The sequence below is a fragment of the Microbispora rosea genome (genome assembly GCF_044460045.1).
GTDB lineage: Bacteria > Actinomycetota > Actinomycetes > Streptosporangiales > Streptosporangiaceae > Microbispora > Microbispora rosea.
In genome coordinates this window covers 281,758-295,927 of the sequence record NZ_JBITJO010000004.1, presented here as the reverse complement: position 1 = coordinate 295,927, position 14,170 = coordinate 281,758, and the positions used below count along the sequence as shown (strand labels likewise).

Annotated in this window: 14 protein-coding genes; 10 read left to right on the top strand and 4 right to left on the bottom strand. The window is 69.2% G+C overall.

The window, feature by feature from the left end; translation table 11 throughout:
- Positions 1–59: 59 nt before the first annotated feature.
- Positions 60–1,499: an MFS transporter gene (locus tag ACIBK1_RS18670; RefSeq protein WP_363418444.1), complete on the bottom strand. Its 1,440-nt coding sequence runs from the start codon at positions 1,497–1,499 to the stop codon at positions 60–62.
- A 104-nt stretch (positions 1,500–1,603) separates the two neighbouring features.
- Positions 1,604–2,047 (bottom strand): ATP-binding protein, encoded by a 444-nt coding sequence (locus ACIBK1_RS18665; RefSeq protein WP_396736365.1) that lies wholly within the window; start codon positions 2,045–2,047, stop codon positions 1,604–1,606.
- Between the two features lie 151 nt (positions 2,048–2,198).
- On the opposite strand from ACIBK1_RS18665, the gene ACIBK1_RS18660 reads away from it, so the two are divergent.
- The 5 genes from ACIBK1_RS18660 to ACIBK1_RS18640 all read left to right on the top strand — a co-directional run bounded on the left by ACIBK1_RS18660 (position 2,199) and on the right by ACIBK1_RS18640 (position 4,064).
- Positions 2,199–3,050, top strand: a complete 852-nt coding sequence (locus ACIBK1_RS18660; RefSeq protein ID WP_030510576.1) for a helix-turn-helix domain-containing protein — start codon at positions 2,199–2,201, stop codon at positions 3,048–3,050.
- Positions 3,047–3,268, top strand: coding sequence for a DUF397 domain-containing protein (locus ACIBK1_RS18655; RefSeq protein ID WP_030510575.1), 222 nt, complete (start codon positions 3,047–3,049; stop codon positions 3,266–3,268). The genes ACIBK1_RS18660 and ACIBK1_RS18655 overlap by 4 nt, the downstream gene beginning before the upstream one ends.
- Positions 3,269–3,427: 159 nt before the next feature.
- Positions 3,428–3,586, top strand: coding sequence for a hypothetical protein (locus ACIBK1_RS18650; protein WP_156081100.1), 159 nt, complete (start codon positions 3,428–3,430; stop codon positions 3,584–3,586).
- A gap of 12 nt (positions 3,587–3,598) precedes the next feature.
- A complete protein-coding gene (locus tag ACIBK1_RS18645) occupies positions 3,599–3,826 on the top strand; it encodes a DUF6158 family protein (protein ID WP_030510574.1) in 228 nt (75 codons plus the stop codon).
- On the top strand, positions 3,819–4,064 hold the full coding sequence (locus ACIBK1_RS18640) for a helix-turn-helix domain-containing protein (protein WP_051762224.1): 246 nt from the start codon (positions 3,819–3,821) through the stop codon (positions 4,062–4,064). Before ACIBK1_RS18645 ends, ACIBK1_RS18640 begins: the two co-directional genes overlap by 8 nt.
- A gap of 348 nt (positions 4,065–4,412) precedes the next feature.
- On the opposite strand, the gene ACIBK1_RS18635 is transcribed toward ACIBK1_RS18640, so the two are convergent.
- Complete coding sequence (locus ACIBK1_RS18635) at positions 4,413–4,784, bottom strand: hypothetical protein (protein WP_143734704.1); 372 nt, start codon at positions 4,782–4,784, stop codon at positions 4,413–4,415.
- Between the two features lie 130 nt (positions 4,785–4,914).
- Between ACIBK1_RS18635 and ACIBK1_RS18630 the strand changes: the two genes are divergently transcribed.
- A complete protein-coding gene (locus ACIBK1_RS18630) occupies positions 4,915–5,907 on the top strand; it encodes a LacI family DNA-binding transcriptional regulator (RefSeq protein WP_030510572.1) in 993 nt (330 codons plus the stop codon).
- A gap of 81 nt (positions 5,908–5,988) precedes the next feature.
- On the opposite strand, the gene ACIBK1_RS18625 is transcribed toward ACIBK1_RS18630, so the two are convergent.
- Positions 5,989–8,856 (bottom strand): discoidin domain-containing protein, encoded by a 2,868-nt coding sequence (locus ACIBK1_RS18625; RefSeq protein WP_396736362.1) that lies wholly within the window; start codon positions 8,854–8,856, stop codon positions 5,989–5,991.
- A 344-nt stretch (positions 8,857–9,200) separates the two neighbouring features.
- Here ACIBK1_RS18625 and ACIBK1_RS18620 point away from each other — a divergent pair, with 344 nt between their 5' ends.
- The 4 genes from ACIBK1_RS18620 (at position 9,201) to ACIBK1_RS18605 (ending at position 14,123) form a co-directional block, all read left to right on the top strand.
- Positions 9,201–10,211, top strand: coding sequence for a LacI family DNA-binding transcriptional regulator (locus ACIBK1_RS18620; protein WP_076441558.1), 1,011 nt, complete (start codon positions 9,201–9,203; stop codon positions 10,209–10,211).
- A 520-nt stretch (positions 10,212–10,731) separates the two neighbouring features.
- Positions 10,732–12,111: an extracellular solute-binding protein gene (locus tag ACIBK1_RS18615; protein WP_030510569.1), complete on the top strand. Its 1,380-nt coding sequence runs from the start codon at positions 10,732–10,734 to the stop codon at positions 12,109–12,111.
- A 165-nt stretch (positions 12,112–12,276) separates the two neighbouring features.
- Positions 12,277–13,134, top strand: a complete 858-nt coding sequence (locus ACIBK1_RS18610) for a carbohydrate ABC transporter permease (protein WP_036408138.1) — start codon at positions 12,277–12,279, stop codon at positions 13,132–13,134.
- A gap of 11 nt (positions 13,135–13,145) precedes the next feature.
- Positions 13,146–14,123, top strand: a complete 978-nt coding sequence (locus ACIBK1_RS18605; RefSeq protein WP_396736357.1) for a carbohydrate ABC transporter permease — start codon at positions 13,146–13,148, stop codon at positions 14,121–14,123.
- Positions 14,124–14,170 lie beyond the last annotated feature (47 nt).

The following is a 14,170-nucleotide window of genomic DNA, read 5'->3' as shown; positions in this document are numbered from 1 at the left end:
GAGACACCCAGCCGGTACGGCTCGCGCTTCCCTGGTGCGAGCCGTACCGGTGCGTCCGGTCAGACCATCTGGTGCTGCTCGGCGCTGAGCGGCGCGGCGATGTCCTCCAGGGAGCGCCGTGCGGCCTCCACGCCCATGAACCACTGCACCAGCCCGGCCGCCATCATCAGGACGGCGCCGATTATGTAACCGACCACGACGTTGCCGACGACCCCGCTCTCCACCAGGCGGCCGAACAGCACCGGCCCGATGATGCCGCCGAGCCCGGTGCCCACGGCGTAGAACAGCGCGATCGCCAGGGCCCTGGTCTCCATCGGGAAGATCTCCGAGACCGTCAGGTAGGCGCTGCTCGCCCCCGCCGAGGCGAAGAAGAACACCACCATCCAGCAGGCCGTGAGGGTCACCGGGGTAAGCACCTGCGCGTCGAACAGCGCGGCGGTGCCCAGCAGGAGCAGGCCGGACAGCACGTAGCTGCCCGCGATCATCGTCCGGCGGCCGATCGTGTCGAAGAACCGGCCGAGCAGGACCGGGCCGAGGAAGTTCCCGATCGCGATCGGGACGAGATACCACGGCGTGCTGCCGTCCGGCACCTTGAAGAACGTCGACAGCACCAGCGCGTACGTGAAGAAGATCGAGTTGTAGAGGAATGCCTGGCCGATGAACAGCGACAGGCCGACGGTCGTGCGCTTGGGGTAGCGCCGCAGCAGTGTGGCCGCCACCTCCGTCAGCGGGGTGTGCGTCCGCTGGTTGATCCTGATCTCCCCGTGCGCGGGTTCGAGCGTCTTGCCGCTCTCCTCGCGGACCTTCGTCTCGATGTCCCGCACGATCTCCTCGGCCTCTTCGCCGCGCCCGTGGATGAACAGCCAGCGTGGGCTCTCCGGCACGGTCCTGCGGACCAGCAGGATCGCCACACCGAGGACGGCGCCCAGGCCGAACAGCAGGCGCCAGCCGAGATCGGCCGGCAGCAGGCTCGTGTCGAGCGCCGGGATCGCGATGAGCGCGCCGAGCGCGGTGCCGAGCCAGAAGGAGCCGTTCACCACCAGGTCGACCGTGCCGCGCACCCGGGCCGGGATGAGCTCGTCGATCGCCGAGTTGATCGCGGCGTACTCGCCTCCGATGCCGGCGCCGGTGAAGAACCGGCACAGGTAGAAGTACCAGGCGTCGTGCGAGAAGGCCGTGGCCACGGTGGCGGCAAGGTAGACGGCGAGCGTCACCAGGAAGAGCTTCTTGCGCCCGAATCTATCCGTCAGGTGGCCGAAGAAGAGAGCGCCGAGACAGGCTCCCGCGACGTACACCCCGGCGGCGATCCCGACCTCGCTGTCGGTGAGTCCAAGCCCGCTGCTCGGGTCGGTGATCCGGGGGCCGATGACCCCGACGATGGTCACTTCGAGCCCGTCGAGGATCCAGACGGTGCCGAGTCCGATGAGCACGAGCCAGTGCCAACGGGCCCAGGGGAGCCGATCCAGCCGCGCGGGAATGTCGGTGCTTATTTGCGCCATATCGTCCCCTTCTCCGGAAGATATGGCGCCCGTCTACCCCGGATCCGGCCAGAAATTCATTCTGCTTCGCACCGGTCCCGGTCCCGGCCGGTGCGCGCCGGCGGTCAGGCCGTCTTCGTGCTCTCGCTCTCCACGCCCCTGGGCGGCGGCACGGCGGCGTCGTGCCCGAGCTCGAACCACACGCAGACCCCGGTGCGGCTGGCCGACACGCCCCACCGGCGGGTGAACAGATCCACGAGGTGGACGCCGCGGCCCGGCGTGAGCTGGGGAGACGTCCAGCACCCGCAGCCCTGTGTCGACAGCGTGACCCGGGCCGCGGCGGGCGTGGCCAGGACCGACACGCCGTACCCCGGCGGGCGTCCACAGGAGGCGGCGTGGCGCAGGGACTCGGCGACCAGCTCGCCGATCAGTTGCACGGCGTCGTCGCGGTAGGGATGGCCGTCGCCGAGACGGTTCGCCACGAACCGCCGGGCGGCCCGCACCCGGGACGGGTCTCCTGAGAAGGGGCGTGAGATCGCGATTCTCCCCGAGAGGTTGAGAATTGTCATCCCCTGATAACTCCCTGTGCACCCGTCTGTGGATGGCGATTCGAGGTCCGTGCAAGACTGCGTTCATCCTGCACTTTGCAATACGGCTACGCAATATGGCGAATGCACGATTGCATAGTTTCCTTTTGCGGCGAAAGGGAGAGTTCGACCTATGAGGGGAGTTGGCGGCCCTACTGTCCGGCTCCGTCGGCTTTCCGGTGAGCTGACGCGTCTACGGCGTGAAGCCGGGTTCGTTCGCGAGGAGGTCGCGCGACGGCTCGGCATGGCGGCCTCCACCGTCTATCGCATCGAGACCGGCCACACCCGCCCGCACGCCCGGACCATCCGCGACCTGCTCGATCTCTACGGCGTCGAGGGCTCGGAACGGGACGCGCTGATCGCGCTGGCCAGGGACGCCGCCCGGCGGGGATGGTGGCGCGCCTACGACGACGTCCTGCCCGGGCCGTACGTCGGGCTGGAGTCCGAGGCGTCGTCGGTGCGCAACTACGAGCCGCTGCTGGTCCCCGGGCTGCTCCAGACGGAGGACTACGCCCGCGCGGTCATCGGCGCCGCCCTGGTCAAGGATCCGGCGGAGATCGAGCGGCGGGCGGCGGCCCGGATGGAGCGCCAGCGGCGCCTGACCGGGCCCGCCCCGCTGGAACTGTGGGCCGTCCTCGACGAGGCGGCGCTGCGCCGGCCCGTGGGCGGGCCGCCCGTGATGGCCGAGCAACTGCGCAGGTTGCAGGAGATGGCCGTCCAGCCGAACGTCACCGTGCAGGTGCTGCCGTTCGACGCGGGCGCCTACCTCGGCATGGGCAACTCGACGGCGATCCTGGCCTTCCCCGATCCCGGCGACGCCGACGTCGTGCTGCTGGAGAACATGAGCGGCGAGCTCTACCTGGAGGATCCGGCGGAGATCCGCGGATACGTCCAGGTCTTCGATCATCTTCGTGCCGCCGCGCTCGGCCCGGAGAAGTCCATGGAAATGATCATTTCGGTCGAGAAGGAGATGGCAGGACGATGAGGGGACTCGTACCGGCGGACGACCTGGCCTGCGCGGTCTGGCGCAAGGCGGCGCGCTCGAACACCGTCGGCAACCAGTGCGTGGAGGTCGCGCGCCTGCGCGACGGCGTCGCCGTGCGCGACTCGAAGGATCCCCAGGGCCCGCGGCTGATGTTCACCCCCGGGGAGTGGGAGGCGTTCATCGAGGGGGTCAAGGGCGGGGAGTTCGACCTGTCCTGAGCACTCCCGTCCCCGTAGGGCCCGTCTCCGTCCTGGACGGAGCGGGCCGTACGGCATTCCGGGGGCGATTCGGCGTGGCGGGGCGATGCGTGCGTTCCGGGGGCGATGCGGTGCGGCCGGTCCGGAATGGCGGGCGCTCCACCGGGCAGGAGACCTGGCATGCGAAAGGAAGACGACCGACACATCGATACCGTCCGCGACGACGCGGATGAGCCGGACATCGCCGGTGAGTGGACTCCGTCCGCCACGGACCCGCCGAACGCGGAGCCGGACGACAAGAACCCCGACGAGCGCTGGGACAAGCCGACAGAGGTGTGAGGGAGGACCGCCATGACCATGGGAGTCGACCCGCGGGACCTGGGCGACGAGGACCTGATCCGCGAGTTGCGCCACCTGCACGAGACCCGCACGGAGACGTTGTTCCACGGGTCGGACGACGCGCTGGAGCGCCACACCTCGCGGACGCAGGAGCTGGAAGGCGAGTACCTCGCACGCTACCCGGACCGGCAGGTCGATCCGGAGCGGCTGCGTGAGGGGGCGAGACAGCGCAGTGCCTGACGAGGAGCGCCTGGAAGACGTCCAGGAGATGACCACGGCGGACATGACGGTCTACGAGGCCGTCGCCGCATTGAACACGAAGGGACGGCCCGCGACCGTCGCCGACGTCGCCGCGATGACCGGGCTTCCGGAGGACGACGTACGGCGGTGCCTCGACAGCCTTGCCAAGGGCGGCAGGCTGGTGCCCAAGGGAGACGCCTACACCCTCGGCACCCACGACTGGGGGCTCGAATACTGACGGCCCGGCCGGGGGCGGGAAAGAGGAGCGCCTTGGCCGGGCTTACGCGCTCAAGGGCCTGCTCGGCGTCCGTGACGCGCTTTGGCTCCGCCAACAGGCTGGATGTGCTCAAGGATCTGCTGTGATCGAGGTCGCACCGCACTTTGCGCTCGCGAGCGGGTTTTGCTTCACCACCCAGGCGGACGCGCTCACGGACGGGCGGGTGCTCCGGCCGGCCGTGATAGTTGCGCTCTGGTGAGCCTCGGGAGCGGCCATCGCGGGCGCGGTGGTACAGGGCACGGTCTTACGCCGGCCTCCGCACCCGCCCGCCCCCGGCGCAGGCGCCGGCGGCGGGTCGGGCCGCGGAGGTCAGGAGCAGGCGGAGGCGAGCTGCTGGGTCGCCTGGGTGGCCTTCTGCCCGAACTCGGTGAGCTTGGTCGCGGCGGCCGGGTCCGACAGGTCGATCTTGAAGGATGCCCACGAGTCGGCCATGCCGGCGAGCGCCACCTTCAGGTCGCCGTCGGCCTTGCCCGACAGCTCCTTGAGCTGCGCCGCGAGGTCGCCGGTGGCGGCGTTGAGGCCCTTGATGTCGCCGGCCGCGCCCGCGGCCTTGGAGCTGTAGTCGGTGAACGCCTTGGTCGCCTCCTCGCAGACGGCCGTCTGGCTCCCGCTGCAGGCGGCGGTCAGGCCGAGAAGGGCGGACGCCGCGACGACGGCGAGGCTGTTCCTGAGGATGTTCATGGTGCCTTCCTGGGAGATCTGCAACACGGTGGACACTAGGAATCACCCCTTTCACAGTGCTTTCAGCCCGCTTGCATCCGTGTCGTCGAAGATCCTTGGCGCGGCCGTTCCGCGTCGTATGCTTGCCGCCATGACGCGACGGCTTGCGGAGGTTGCGAAGAAGGTCGGGGTCAGTGAGGCCACGGTGAGTCGCGTCCTCAACGGCAAGGCAGGGGTCTCCGAGGCCACCCGGGAGGCCGTGCTCACGGCTCTCGACGTGCTCGGGTATGAGCGGCCCACGCAGTTGCGCGGCGAGCGCGCCCGCCTGGTCGGGCTCGTCCTGCCCGAGCTGCAGAACCCGATCTTCCCGGCGTTCGCCGAGGTCGTCGGCGGGGCGCTGGCCCAGCAGGGGTTCACCCCCGTGCTGTGCACGCGTACGGTCGGCGGGATCTCCGAGGCCGACTACGTGGACCTGCTGTTGCAGCAGCAGGTGTCCGGCGTGGTCTTCGCCGGGGGGCTCTACACGCAGACCGGCATGGTCCACGAGCACTACCTGCGGCTGGTCGAGCGGCGGCTGCCCACCGTGCTGGTGAACGCGGCCGCAGATCACTGGGACTTCCCCCGTGTCTCCTGCGACGACACGATCGCGGTGGAGCAGGCGCTGGGCCACCTGCGCGCGCTCGGTCACCAGCGGATCGGCCTCGTCGTCGGTCCCGCCGACCACATGCCGTCCATACGCAAGCTGGAGGCGTTCCGCGCGGCGGGCGGCGAGCTGGTCGAGCACACGATGCACTCGCTGGAGGGCGGTCACGCGGCGGCGTTGAAGCTCGTGCGGCAGGACGTCACCGGGATCATCTGCGGCAGCGACCCGCTGGCCCTCGGGGCGATCCGCGCGGCGCGGCGGGCCGGTAGACGCGTGCCCCAGGACGTGTCCGTCGTCGGATACGACGACTCCGCGCTCATGACCTGCGTGGACCCGCCGCTCACGACGGTGCGTCAGCCGATCGAGGCGATGGGCCGGGCCGCGGTGGAGCTGCTGGTCAGCCAGATCGAGGGCGCCGCCGTCGCCACCGGCGAGCTGTTGTTCGAGCCGGAGCTCGTGGTCCGCTCCTCCACCGGCCGCGTCGGCGTCCCCGTCACCTGACGGCCTGCCGAGGGGGTCATGCTGTGTGGGGGAGCCCGGAGGAGGAGGCGTCCACTCCTCCTCCGGGCGTCCCGTTCCGGGTTACGAGGCGTACGCCTCGAACTCGGAGATCTGCGCGGCAGGCCAGCCGGTGTTACCGGTGACGTTCAGCCGCAGGTAGCGCCGGGCGGCGGCGGGCACGGCGACGGTGACGCTGTTGCCGGTCGCCGGGTCGAACGTGTAGCCCGCGGGCCCGGCGATCGTCGTGTAGTTCGTGCCGTCCGTGCTGCCGAGGACCGACAGCGTCTGGGTGCGGGTGCCCCAGGCGGTGCTCGGCGGCAGCTTGAGCACCACCCTGCCGACGGTGACGGTCGCGCCGAGATCCACGGTCAGGGTCTGCGGGAAGGCGTTGTTGGCCGACTCCCAGTAGGTGCCCGCGTTCCCGTCGGTCGTGTTGCCCGCCACGTACACGTCGGCGTGGCTGCTCGCGCTGACCGCCTTGCCCCGGGCGAGGTTCCCCGTGGGCAGCGGGCTGGGCGACGGGCTGGGGGAGGCACTGGGCGAGGGGCTGGGTGAGGGGCTGGGGGTGCCGCCGCCGGTGCCGTACACCTCGAAGGCCGACAGCTGTCCGGCGGGCCAGCCGGTGTTGCCGGTGACCGTCACCCGGACGTACCGGACGTTCGCCGTGCCGAAGGAGATGCTCGCCGTGTTGCCGGTGGCCGGGTCGAAGGTGCGGCCCGCAGAGGGGGACACCGTGGTGTAGTTCGTGCCGTCCGTGCTGCCCAGGACCGACAGCGTCTGGGTCCGGGTGCCCCAGGCCGCGCTCGGCGGCAGCTTGAGCACCACCCGCTGGACCGCGGTCGCCGCGCACAGGTCCACGGTGATCGACTGTGGGAAGGCGTTGTTGGCCGACTCCCAGTAGGTGTTCGCGTCGCCGTCCACGGTGTTGGCCGGGACGTACGCCTGGGTGCTGCTCGTCGCCGTGACCGTCTTGCCCCGGGCGAGGTCGCCGCTGCCGGGAGCGCACGCCGTCGGGCTGGGCGAGGGAGAGGGGGAGGGGGAGGGCGAAGAGGAGGGCGAGGTGGACGGCGACGGGCTCGGGCTGGGGTCGCTGCCGTCGTAGATGTAGTTCGGCGTGGGCCACTGGCCGGTGCAGACGGTGGACGTCGGGCTCCAGCCGGAGTTGCCGCTGCCGTACGCGGGGGCGAATCCGGTGCCGACGCAGTTGTGGATCGCGACGCCCGCGCCGATGTGGGCCGCCCTCACGTTGGTGAAGCTCGCCTTCGCCGCCGCCTGCGCCTGGATCATGTACGTCCCGGTGCCGTCCACGTTGACGTTCGAGAAGTTGACGGTCTGGGTGCTGCCCTCGATGAACTGGATGGCCTCGTAGGAGCTGTCGACGATGTCGGTGTCGGTGACGTTGATCGTCGCGTTGACCGGCTCGTTGAGGGCGTCGAACCAGATCGCGCCGACGCCGAAGTTCCAGTTGTAGTCGCTGTTGCCGGCCCTGATGAGGGTGTCGCGGGCGACGGTGATCGTGCCGGCCACCGCCGTGCCCTGGCCGGAGTTCACCCCGGGATAGCGGTTCGCGACGTGGATGCCGCCGCCGTTGGTGACCGTGTCGCTCACCACGTTGTCGGTGATCTTTATGTCCCGGCCGCCGTACGTCACGATGTTGTTGGCCAGGACCGGCGCGACCACCGTGTTAAACGTGAACGCGTTGTTCACGTTGGCCATCCGGTCGGGCCACATCGCCAGGCCGTCGTCGCCCGTGTTGCGCACGAAGGTGTTGGTCACCGTGGAGTCGGTGACCCCGGTGTGGAAGTTCACGCCGTCGGCCGTCTGGTCGAGGATGCGGCTGTTCTTCAGCGTGAAGTTGTCCATCGGGCCGTCCATCCAGGCCCCGACCTTGGTGTGCTGGAGCCACACGTTGTCGACCACCGAATCGGTCATCGCGCCCCCGAGGGCGTTGACCTGGTCCTCGTCCACGCGTTCAGTGATGTCGCCGATGATCGCGAAGTCCCGCAGGGTGACGTTGCGGCTCGGCCCGCCCGCCTCGTGGGACCGGATCGGCCCGGTGTAGCCGCCGCCGCTCACGTACTTGCCGTAGACGCCGGCGGCCCGGTTGCGCTGGGTGGGGTGCCGGCCGGTGAGCACGCTGTACCAGGGCCCGGCGCCGCGCAGCGTGACCCCGTCCACGACCACGTGGTCCCACAGCGTGTACGTCCCGGCCGGGATGTAGACCTCCTTGCCCTGGGCCTTTCCCGCGTCGACGGCGGCCTGGAAGGCGGCGGTGGAGTCGTTCGTGCCGTTGCGGTCGGCGCCGAAGTCGTCGACGGACAGCGACCCGGCGGGCCGGGGGATCGCGTCCGGCACGAGTTCGAAGTCGGCGAGGTCCACGACGACCCACGGCGCGACCGAGGTGGAGGCCACCTGGATCCTGACCTTCGTCCCCGCGGCCAGGGTGGACCCGAACATCGTCCGGGTCTCGTCGTAGAAGTGGTGCGGCTTGTCGCCGGGCGTGTTGCCGAACGGGTAGCCGCCGTAGAACCAGCCGTACCGGGAGGTGAACTGCAGGTCCTTGAGCTTCGTCCCGTTGACCCGCAGATCGACCGGCGCTGTGATGCCCGTTCCGGCGGCGTTGTCCGGCACGCTGTAGCGCACGGTCATCGCGTTGGCGGGCTTGGGCAGGGTGAACTCGACGTACTCTCCCGGCGCGTCGAGGCGTACGGCCCGGCGGCCCGACGCCTCGGACGGCAGGTGGGTGTAGACGCGGTCCGGGCCGATCTGCTCGCCGTTGGTCGTGGCGGCCTCGGCCTCGATCTCGGTGAACGGCACGGTCGCACCTCGCCCAGGGACGGAGAAGGGCGACGGCGAGGTCGCGGCCGACGAGGTGCCGGGGAACGCCACCACGCTCCCCACGGCGATCAGCGCCCCCGCCACCGCGACGGCGGCTCCGGATCTTCTCATGAGGTTCCTTTCTGCATGCGAGACCCGTGAGATGCGGCGTGGACGCTGAACCGCCACACCTCCGAAGAAGGTGAGTGGCCCACACGATAAGTTGACAAACATCCTTCTGCAATATTGCGACGAGAAGTCGCAAGATGACATGCGCGTTACGACATTACGTAACCCCAGCCCCGAGCCCCCTGGAACGATCCGCACCTTTCCCCCAGGAGCGGCGGGATCGCCCCCCGCCCACCACGATCGGCGGGGGAGACCCCCAACCGCGAGAATGCGGCCCGACCTGCTGCTCGTGCGCGCCTGCGCAAGTGGATGAAAGTCCTTGCGCTCACTGTCGTATAGTTGCGTCCATGACACGACGGCTTGCGGAAGTGGCTAAGAAGGTGGGCGTGAGCGAGGCGACGGTGAGTCGCGTGCTCAACGGCAAGCCGGGGGTCTCCGACGCCACCAGAGAGGCGGTGCTCACCGCGCTCGACGTGCTGGGATACGAACGGCCCACCCAGCTGCGCGGCGACCGCGGCCGGCTCGTCGGCCTGGTCCTCCCGGAACTGCAGAACCCGATCTTCCCGGCGTTCGCCGAGGTCGTCGGCGGTGCGCTGGCCCAGCAGGGGTTCACGTCCGTCCTGTGCACCCGGACCGTGGGCGGCGTCTCGGAGTCCGACTACGTGGACCTGCTCCTCCAGCAGCACGTGTCCGGCATGGTCTTCGCCGGCGGCCTGTACGCCCAGGGGGACGCCTCCCACAGCCACTACCGCAGGGTCCTCGAACGCAAACTGCCGACCGTGCTCGTCAACGCCGCGGTCGAGCATCTCGGGTTCCCGCAGGTCTCCTGCGACGACGTCGCCGCCGCCGAGATCGCGCTCGCCCACCTCATGGCGCTCGGGCACCGCCAGGTCGCGATGCTGCTCGGCCCGCCCGACCACGTGCCGTCCCAGCGCAAGCTCGCCGCGTTCCGCGCGTACGCCGCCGCCAACGGCCTGGAGCTCGGCCCCGACCACGTCGAGCACACGATGTTCTCGCTGGAAGGCGGGCACGCCGCCGCCACGCGCATGGTCGCCGCCGGCGTCACCGGCATCATCTGCGCCAGCGACGTGCTCGCCCTCGGCGCCATCAGAGCGGCCCGCCGGGCGGGGCTGTCGGTGCCCGAGGACGTCTCCGTCATCGGCTACGACGACTCGGCGCTGATGAACTGCGTGGACCCGCCGCTGACCACGGTCCGCCAGCCCATCGACGCCATGGGCAGGGCCGCCGTCGAGCTGCTCGTGGCCCAGATCGACGCGGCCGTGGTGCCCGGTGACGAGCTGCTGTTCGAGCCCGAACTCGTCGTACGCGCCTCGACCGCCCCCGCCCCCCGCCCCTGACAGGCCCTGCCCCGGTCACCCCCACAAACCTCGCCCGCGCTGGTCAGCGAACCAGGTCATCTGCCCCGTCAATCAGCGCGCGGAGCGCCGGGGGCGGGCGGGTGCGGAGGCCGGCGTAAGACCGTGCCCTGTACCACCGCGCCCGCGATGGCCGCTCCCGAGGCTCACCAGAGCGCAACTATCACGGCCGGCCGGAGCACCCGCCCGCTCGTGAGCGCGTCCCCGTCCTCAAAGACCAGCTCTTGGGCGCGTCCCGGTCCTCAAAGCTCGCACGCTCGGCCCACAACCCCGCTCGTGAGCGCGTCTCCGCCTTAAAAGCCCGTTCGTGAACGCGGCCCGACCGTGGCACACCAATGACAGACCGATCACTGTCACTTTTTTGCAGAGTTAATGACGGACTATTGCTCAGTCCTGCATGCCTCTGTATGTTTCTCGCAACCGAGCGGATCGGGGCGCTCCAGTCGGCCCCGAGCCGTGTGCTTCGACGGGTCGTGGTGCGCGGTTCCAGAAGGGAACGAGGATGAAATCCCACAAGCTCTCGATACTGCTGGTCTCGGGACTTGCCATTGCAGCGGCCGCGGCGTGCGGCACCGACGACAGCGGTAACGGCGGCGAGAAGGCCGGCGCGGCGGCCGGCAGCGCCGGGCCGGTGTCGATCTCGGTCAACTGCGAGCCGCCGAAGACGAACAAGGCGGAGCGGGCGACCTTCGAGGAGGACCTGGCGGCCTTCCAGCAGCTGAACCCCAACATCAAGGTTACGAAGGTCACCGACGCCTTCCCCTGCTACGACCCGCGCACCTTCGAGCCCAAGCTGGCCAGCGGCGAGCTGGAGACGGTCTTCTACGTCAACTTCCCCAACGTGGGCCGCCTCATCGAAAGCGGGCAGGCCGCCGACCTCACGCCGTACGTCAACGAGATCAAGACGTTCCAGGACTACAACAGCTCGATCGACCTGTTCAAGAAGGACGGCAAGATCTACGGCCTGCCAACCGACGGCTACGGCATGGGCCTCGTCTACAACAAGGCGGTCTTCACCAAGGCCGGCCTCGACCCGAACAACCCGCCCAAGACCTGGGCCGACGTGCAGGCCGCCGCGAAGAAGATCGCGGGGCTCGGTCCCGGCTACGTCGGGTACGGCGAGTACAGCGGCAACAACGTCGGCGGCTGGCACTTCACCGCCTCCATCTACGGCCGGGGCGGATCGGTCATCACCGACGACGGCAAGAAGGCCGCCTTCAACACCCCCGAGGGCAAGGCCGTGCTGGAGAACCTCCACCAGATGCGGTGGGCCGACAACAGCATGGGCTCCCAGCTCTACATCGACTGGCCGGCCCTGATGAAGGCCATGGCCGGCGGCAAGATGGGCATGATGCTGGGCGCGCCCGACGTGCTCATCTCGCTGCGCAACGACTTCGGCGGCAAGTTCGAGAACTACGCCATCACCGCCCAGCCCGAGGCCAAGGCCCTGTTCAACGGCGGCGCCGGCTACATGATCAACCCGAAGGCCACCCCGGAGCAGATCAAGGCCGGCCTCAAGTGGATCGAGTACAAGTTCCTCACCCCCGGTAAGGGCCAGTTCGACTACGTGCGAGCCAAGGGCGCGAACCTGACGGTCGGCCAGCCGTACCCCGACCTGTACGGCGCGGACACGCCGTCCGGCCAGGCCGTGAACGACCTGCGGCAGCAGAACGCGAACATCGACGCCGCCCAGTTCGCCGGCTGGGTGGAGGGCTCCAAGGGCATCCCGCCCAAGGCCGAGCCCGGGCCGTACGCACAGGAGATCTACAAGATCCTCGACACTCCGATGTCGGCCGTGCTGACCCGCAAGGACGCGAACATCGACCAGCTTCTGTCCGATGCCGAGTCGAAGGTCAACTCCCTGCTGGCTTCGAAGGGCTGATCGCCCGGATAATCCGGGCCTAATCCGGGGCGCCGCCCGCCGCCGTCGTACGCGCGTGGCCGGCGCCCCGGCAATCACGTCGAGATCGGATTCACAACGATGACCACAGCGAGCATCCCGGCAGCGGGCGGCGGGCGGCGGCAGCCGACGAAACTAGGGCGCGCGGTGCGACGCAACGTGACCGCCTACGGCTTCCTGTGCGGCGCTCTGATCTGTTTCGCGTTCTTCTCCTGGTATCCGATGGTCCGGGAGGTCATCCTCAGCTTCCAGAAGACCAACTTCGTGGACCCGCCCACATGGGTGGGGCTGGACAACTTCCGCACCGTCGTCAGCGACCCGGCCTTCGGGCCGGCCTGGGTCAACACCGCGCTGTTCACGGTGCTCGCCCTGCTGTGCGGCTACGGGATCCCGTTCGTCACCGCGATTGTCCTCAACGAGCTGCGGCACGCGCGCGCCTACCTGCGCTTCGTGGTCTACCTGCCGGTCATGCTGCCGCCCGCGGTGAGCGTGCTGCTGTTCCAGTGGTTCTACAACCCCGACTACGGGCTGTTCAACCAGGTCCTGGACCTGTTCCACCTGCCCGGCCTGCAGTGGCTCAACTCGACGAGCACGGCGCTGATCTCGCTGGTCATCGTCTCCACCTGGATGAACATGGGCAGCGGCACGCTCATCTATCTCGCCGCCCTGCAGACGATCCCGAGCGAGTTGTACGAGGCCGCCGAACTCGACGGCGCGGGCCTGTTCAAGCGCATCTGGCACGTCACGATCCCGCAGACCAAGCTGATCCTGCTGGTGATGCTGCTGCTCCAGATCGTGGCGACCATGCAGGTGTTCATCGAGCCCTACCTGCTCACCGGCGGCGGTCCGGAGAACGCCACGGTCAGCGTCGTCTACCTCATGTACCAGTACGCCTTCAACTTCGGCAATCTCAACGCGGGCAACGCGCTCGGCCTGATGCTCATGATCGTGCTCATGGTGTTCTCCGCGATCTACCTGCGCGTCTCGCGCGACAACACGGTATGAGGGGAGCGACCATGTCGAACATCACCGTCATGCCCGACCGCTCGGCCGGGCCGCCGGCCACCTCCGCCGGGCAGGAGCGCCGCGGGCAGCGGCGGCCCCGCAAGCCGATCAACACGCAGTTCCGCACCGCCGTCTCGCCGCACCAGCTCAACACGACGCGTGGCCGGATCATCTACTGGATCGTGCTGGTGATCGTGGTGGTGAGCTTCACCGCCGCGTTCGTCTTCCCGCTCTACTGGATGGTCACCGGTGCGATGAAGTCCACCGAGGAACTCAACGCGATCCCGCCGACCTTCCTGCCGTCGCACTTCTCCCTGGACGGCTACCTGGAGGCGTGGGACCTGCTGGGCCTGGGCACGCTGCTCGGCAACACCGCCCTGTACGCGGGGGGCGCCTGGCTGCTGACGCTCGCGGTGGACGTCTCGGCGGCCTACGCCCTGTCGAAGCTCCGCCCGGCGCTGGGCAAGGTCGTGCTGGCCCTGATGCTGTCGACGCTGATGATCCCGCCCATGGTCATCATGCTCCCGGCGTACCTGACGGTGAAGGAAGTGCCGATCTTCGGCTGGAACCTGCTCAACACGCCGTGGGCGATCTGGCTGCCGGCCGCGGCCAACGGCTTCAACGTCTTCCTGCTCAAGCGGTTCTTCGACTCGATCCCCAGGGAGCTGCTCGAAGCCGCCGAGATCGACGGCGCGTCGCCGGGCCGCATCCTGTGGTCGGTGGTGATACCGATCTCCCGGCCCATCCTCGGCGTGGTCTCCATCCTCACCGTCGTCAACGTCTGGCGTGACTTCGTCTGGCCCCTGCTGGTCCTGCCGGACAGCGACAAGATGTCGGTGAGCATCGGCATCGCCTCCCTCTCCTCGCAGATGCCGCAGAACGTGCTGGTCGCCTCCCTGGTGATCGCGAGCATCCCGACCATCGTCGTGTTCTTCCTGTTCCAGCGGCACATCATGGCCGGCCTCACCGCCGGCAGCCTCAAGGGCTGACACCCCTCCCCGTCGCTTTTCCCTCGTCATCCGTAAGGAGTTGTATT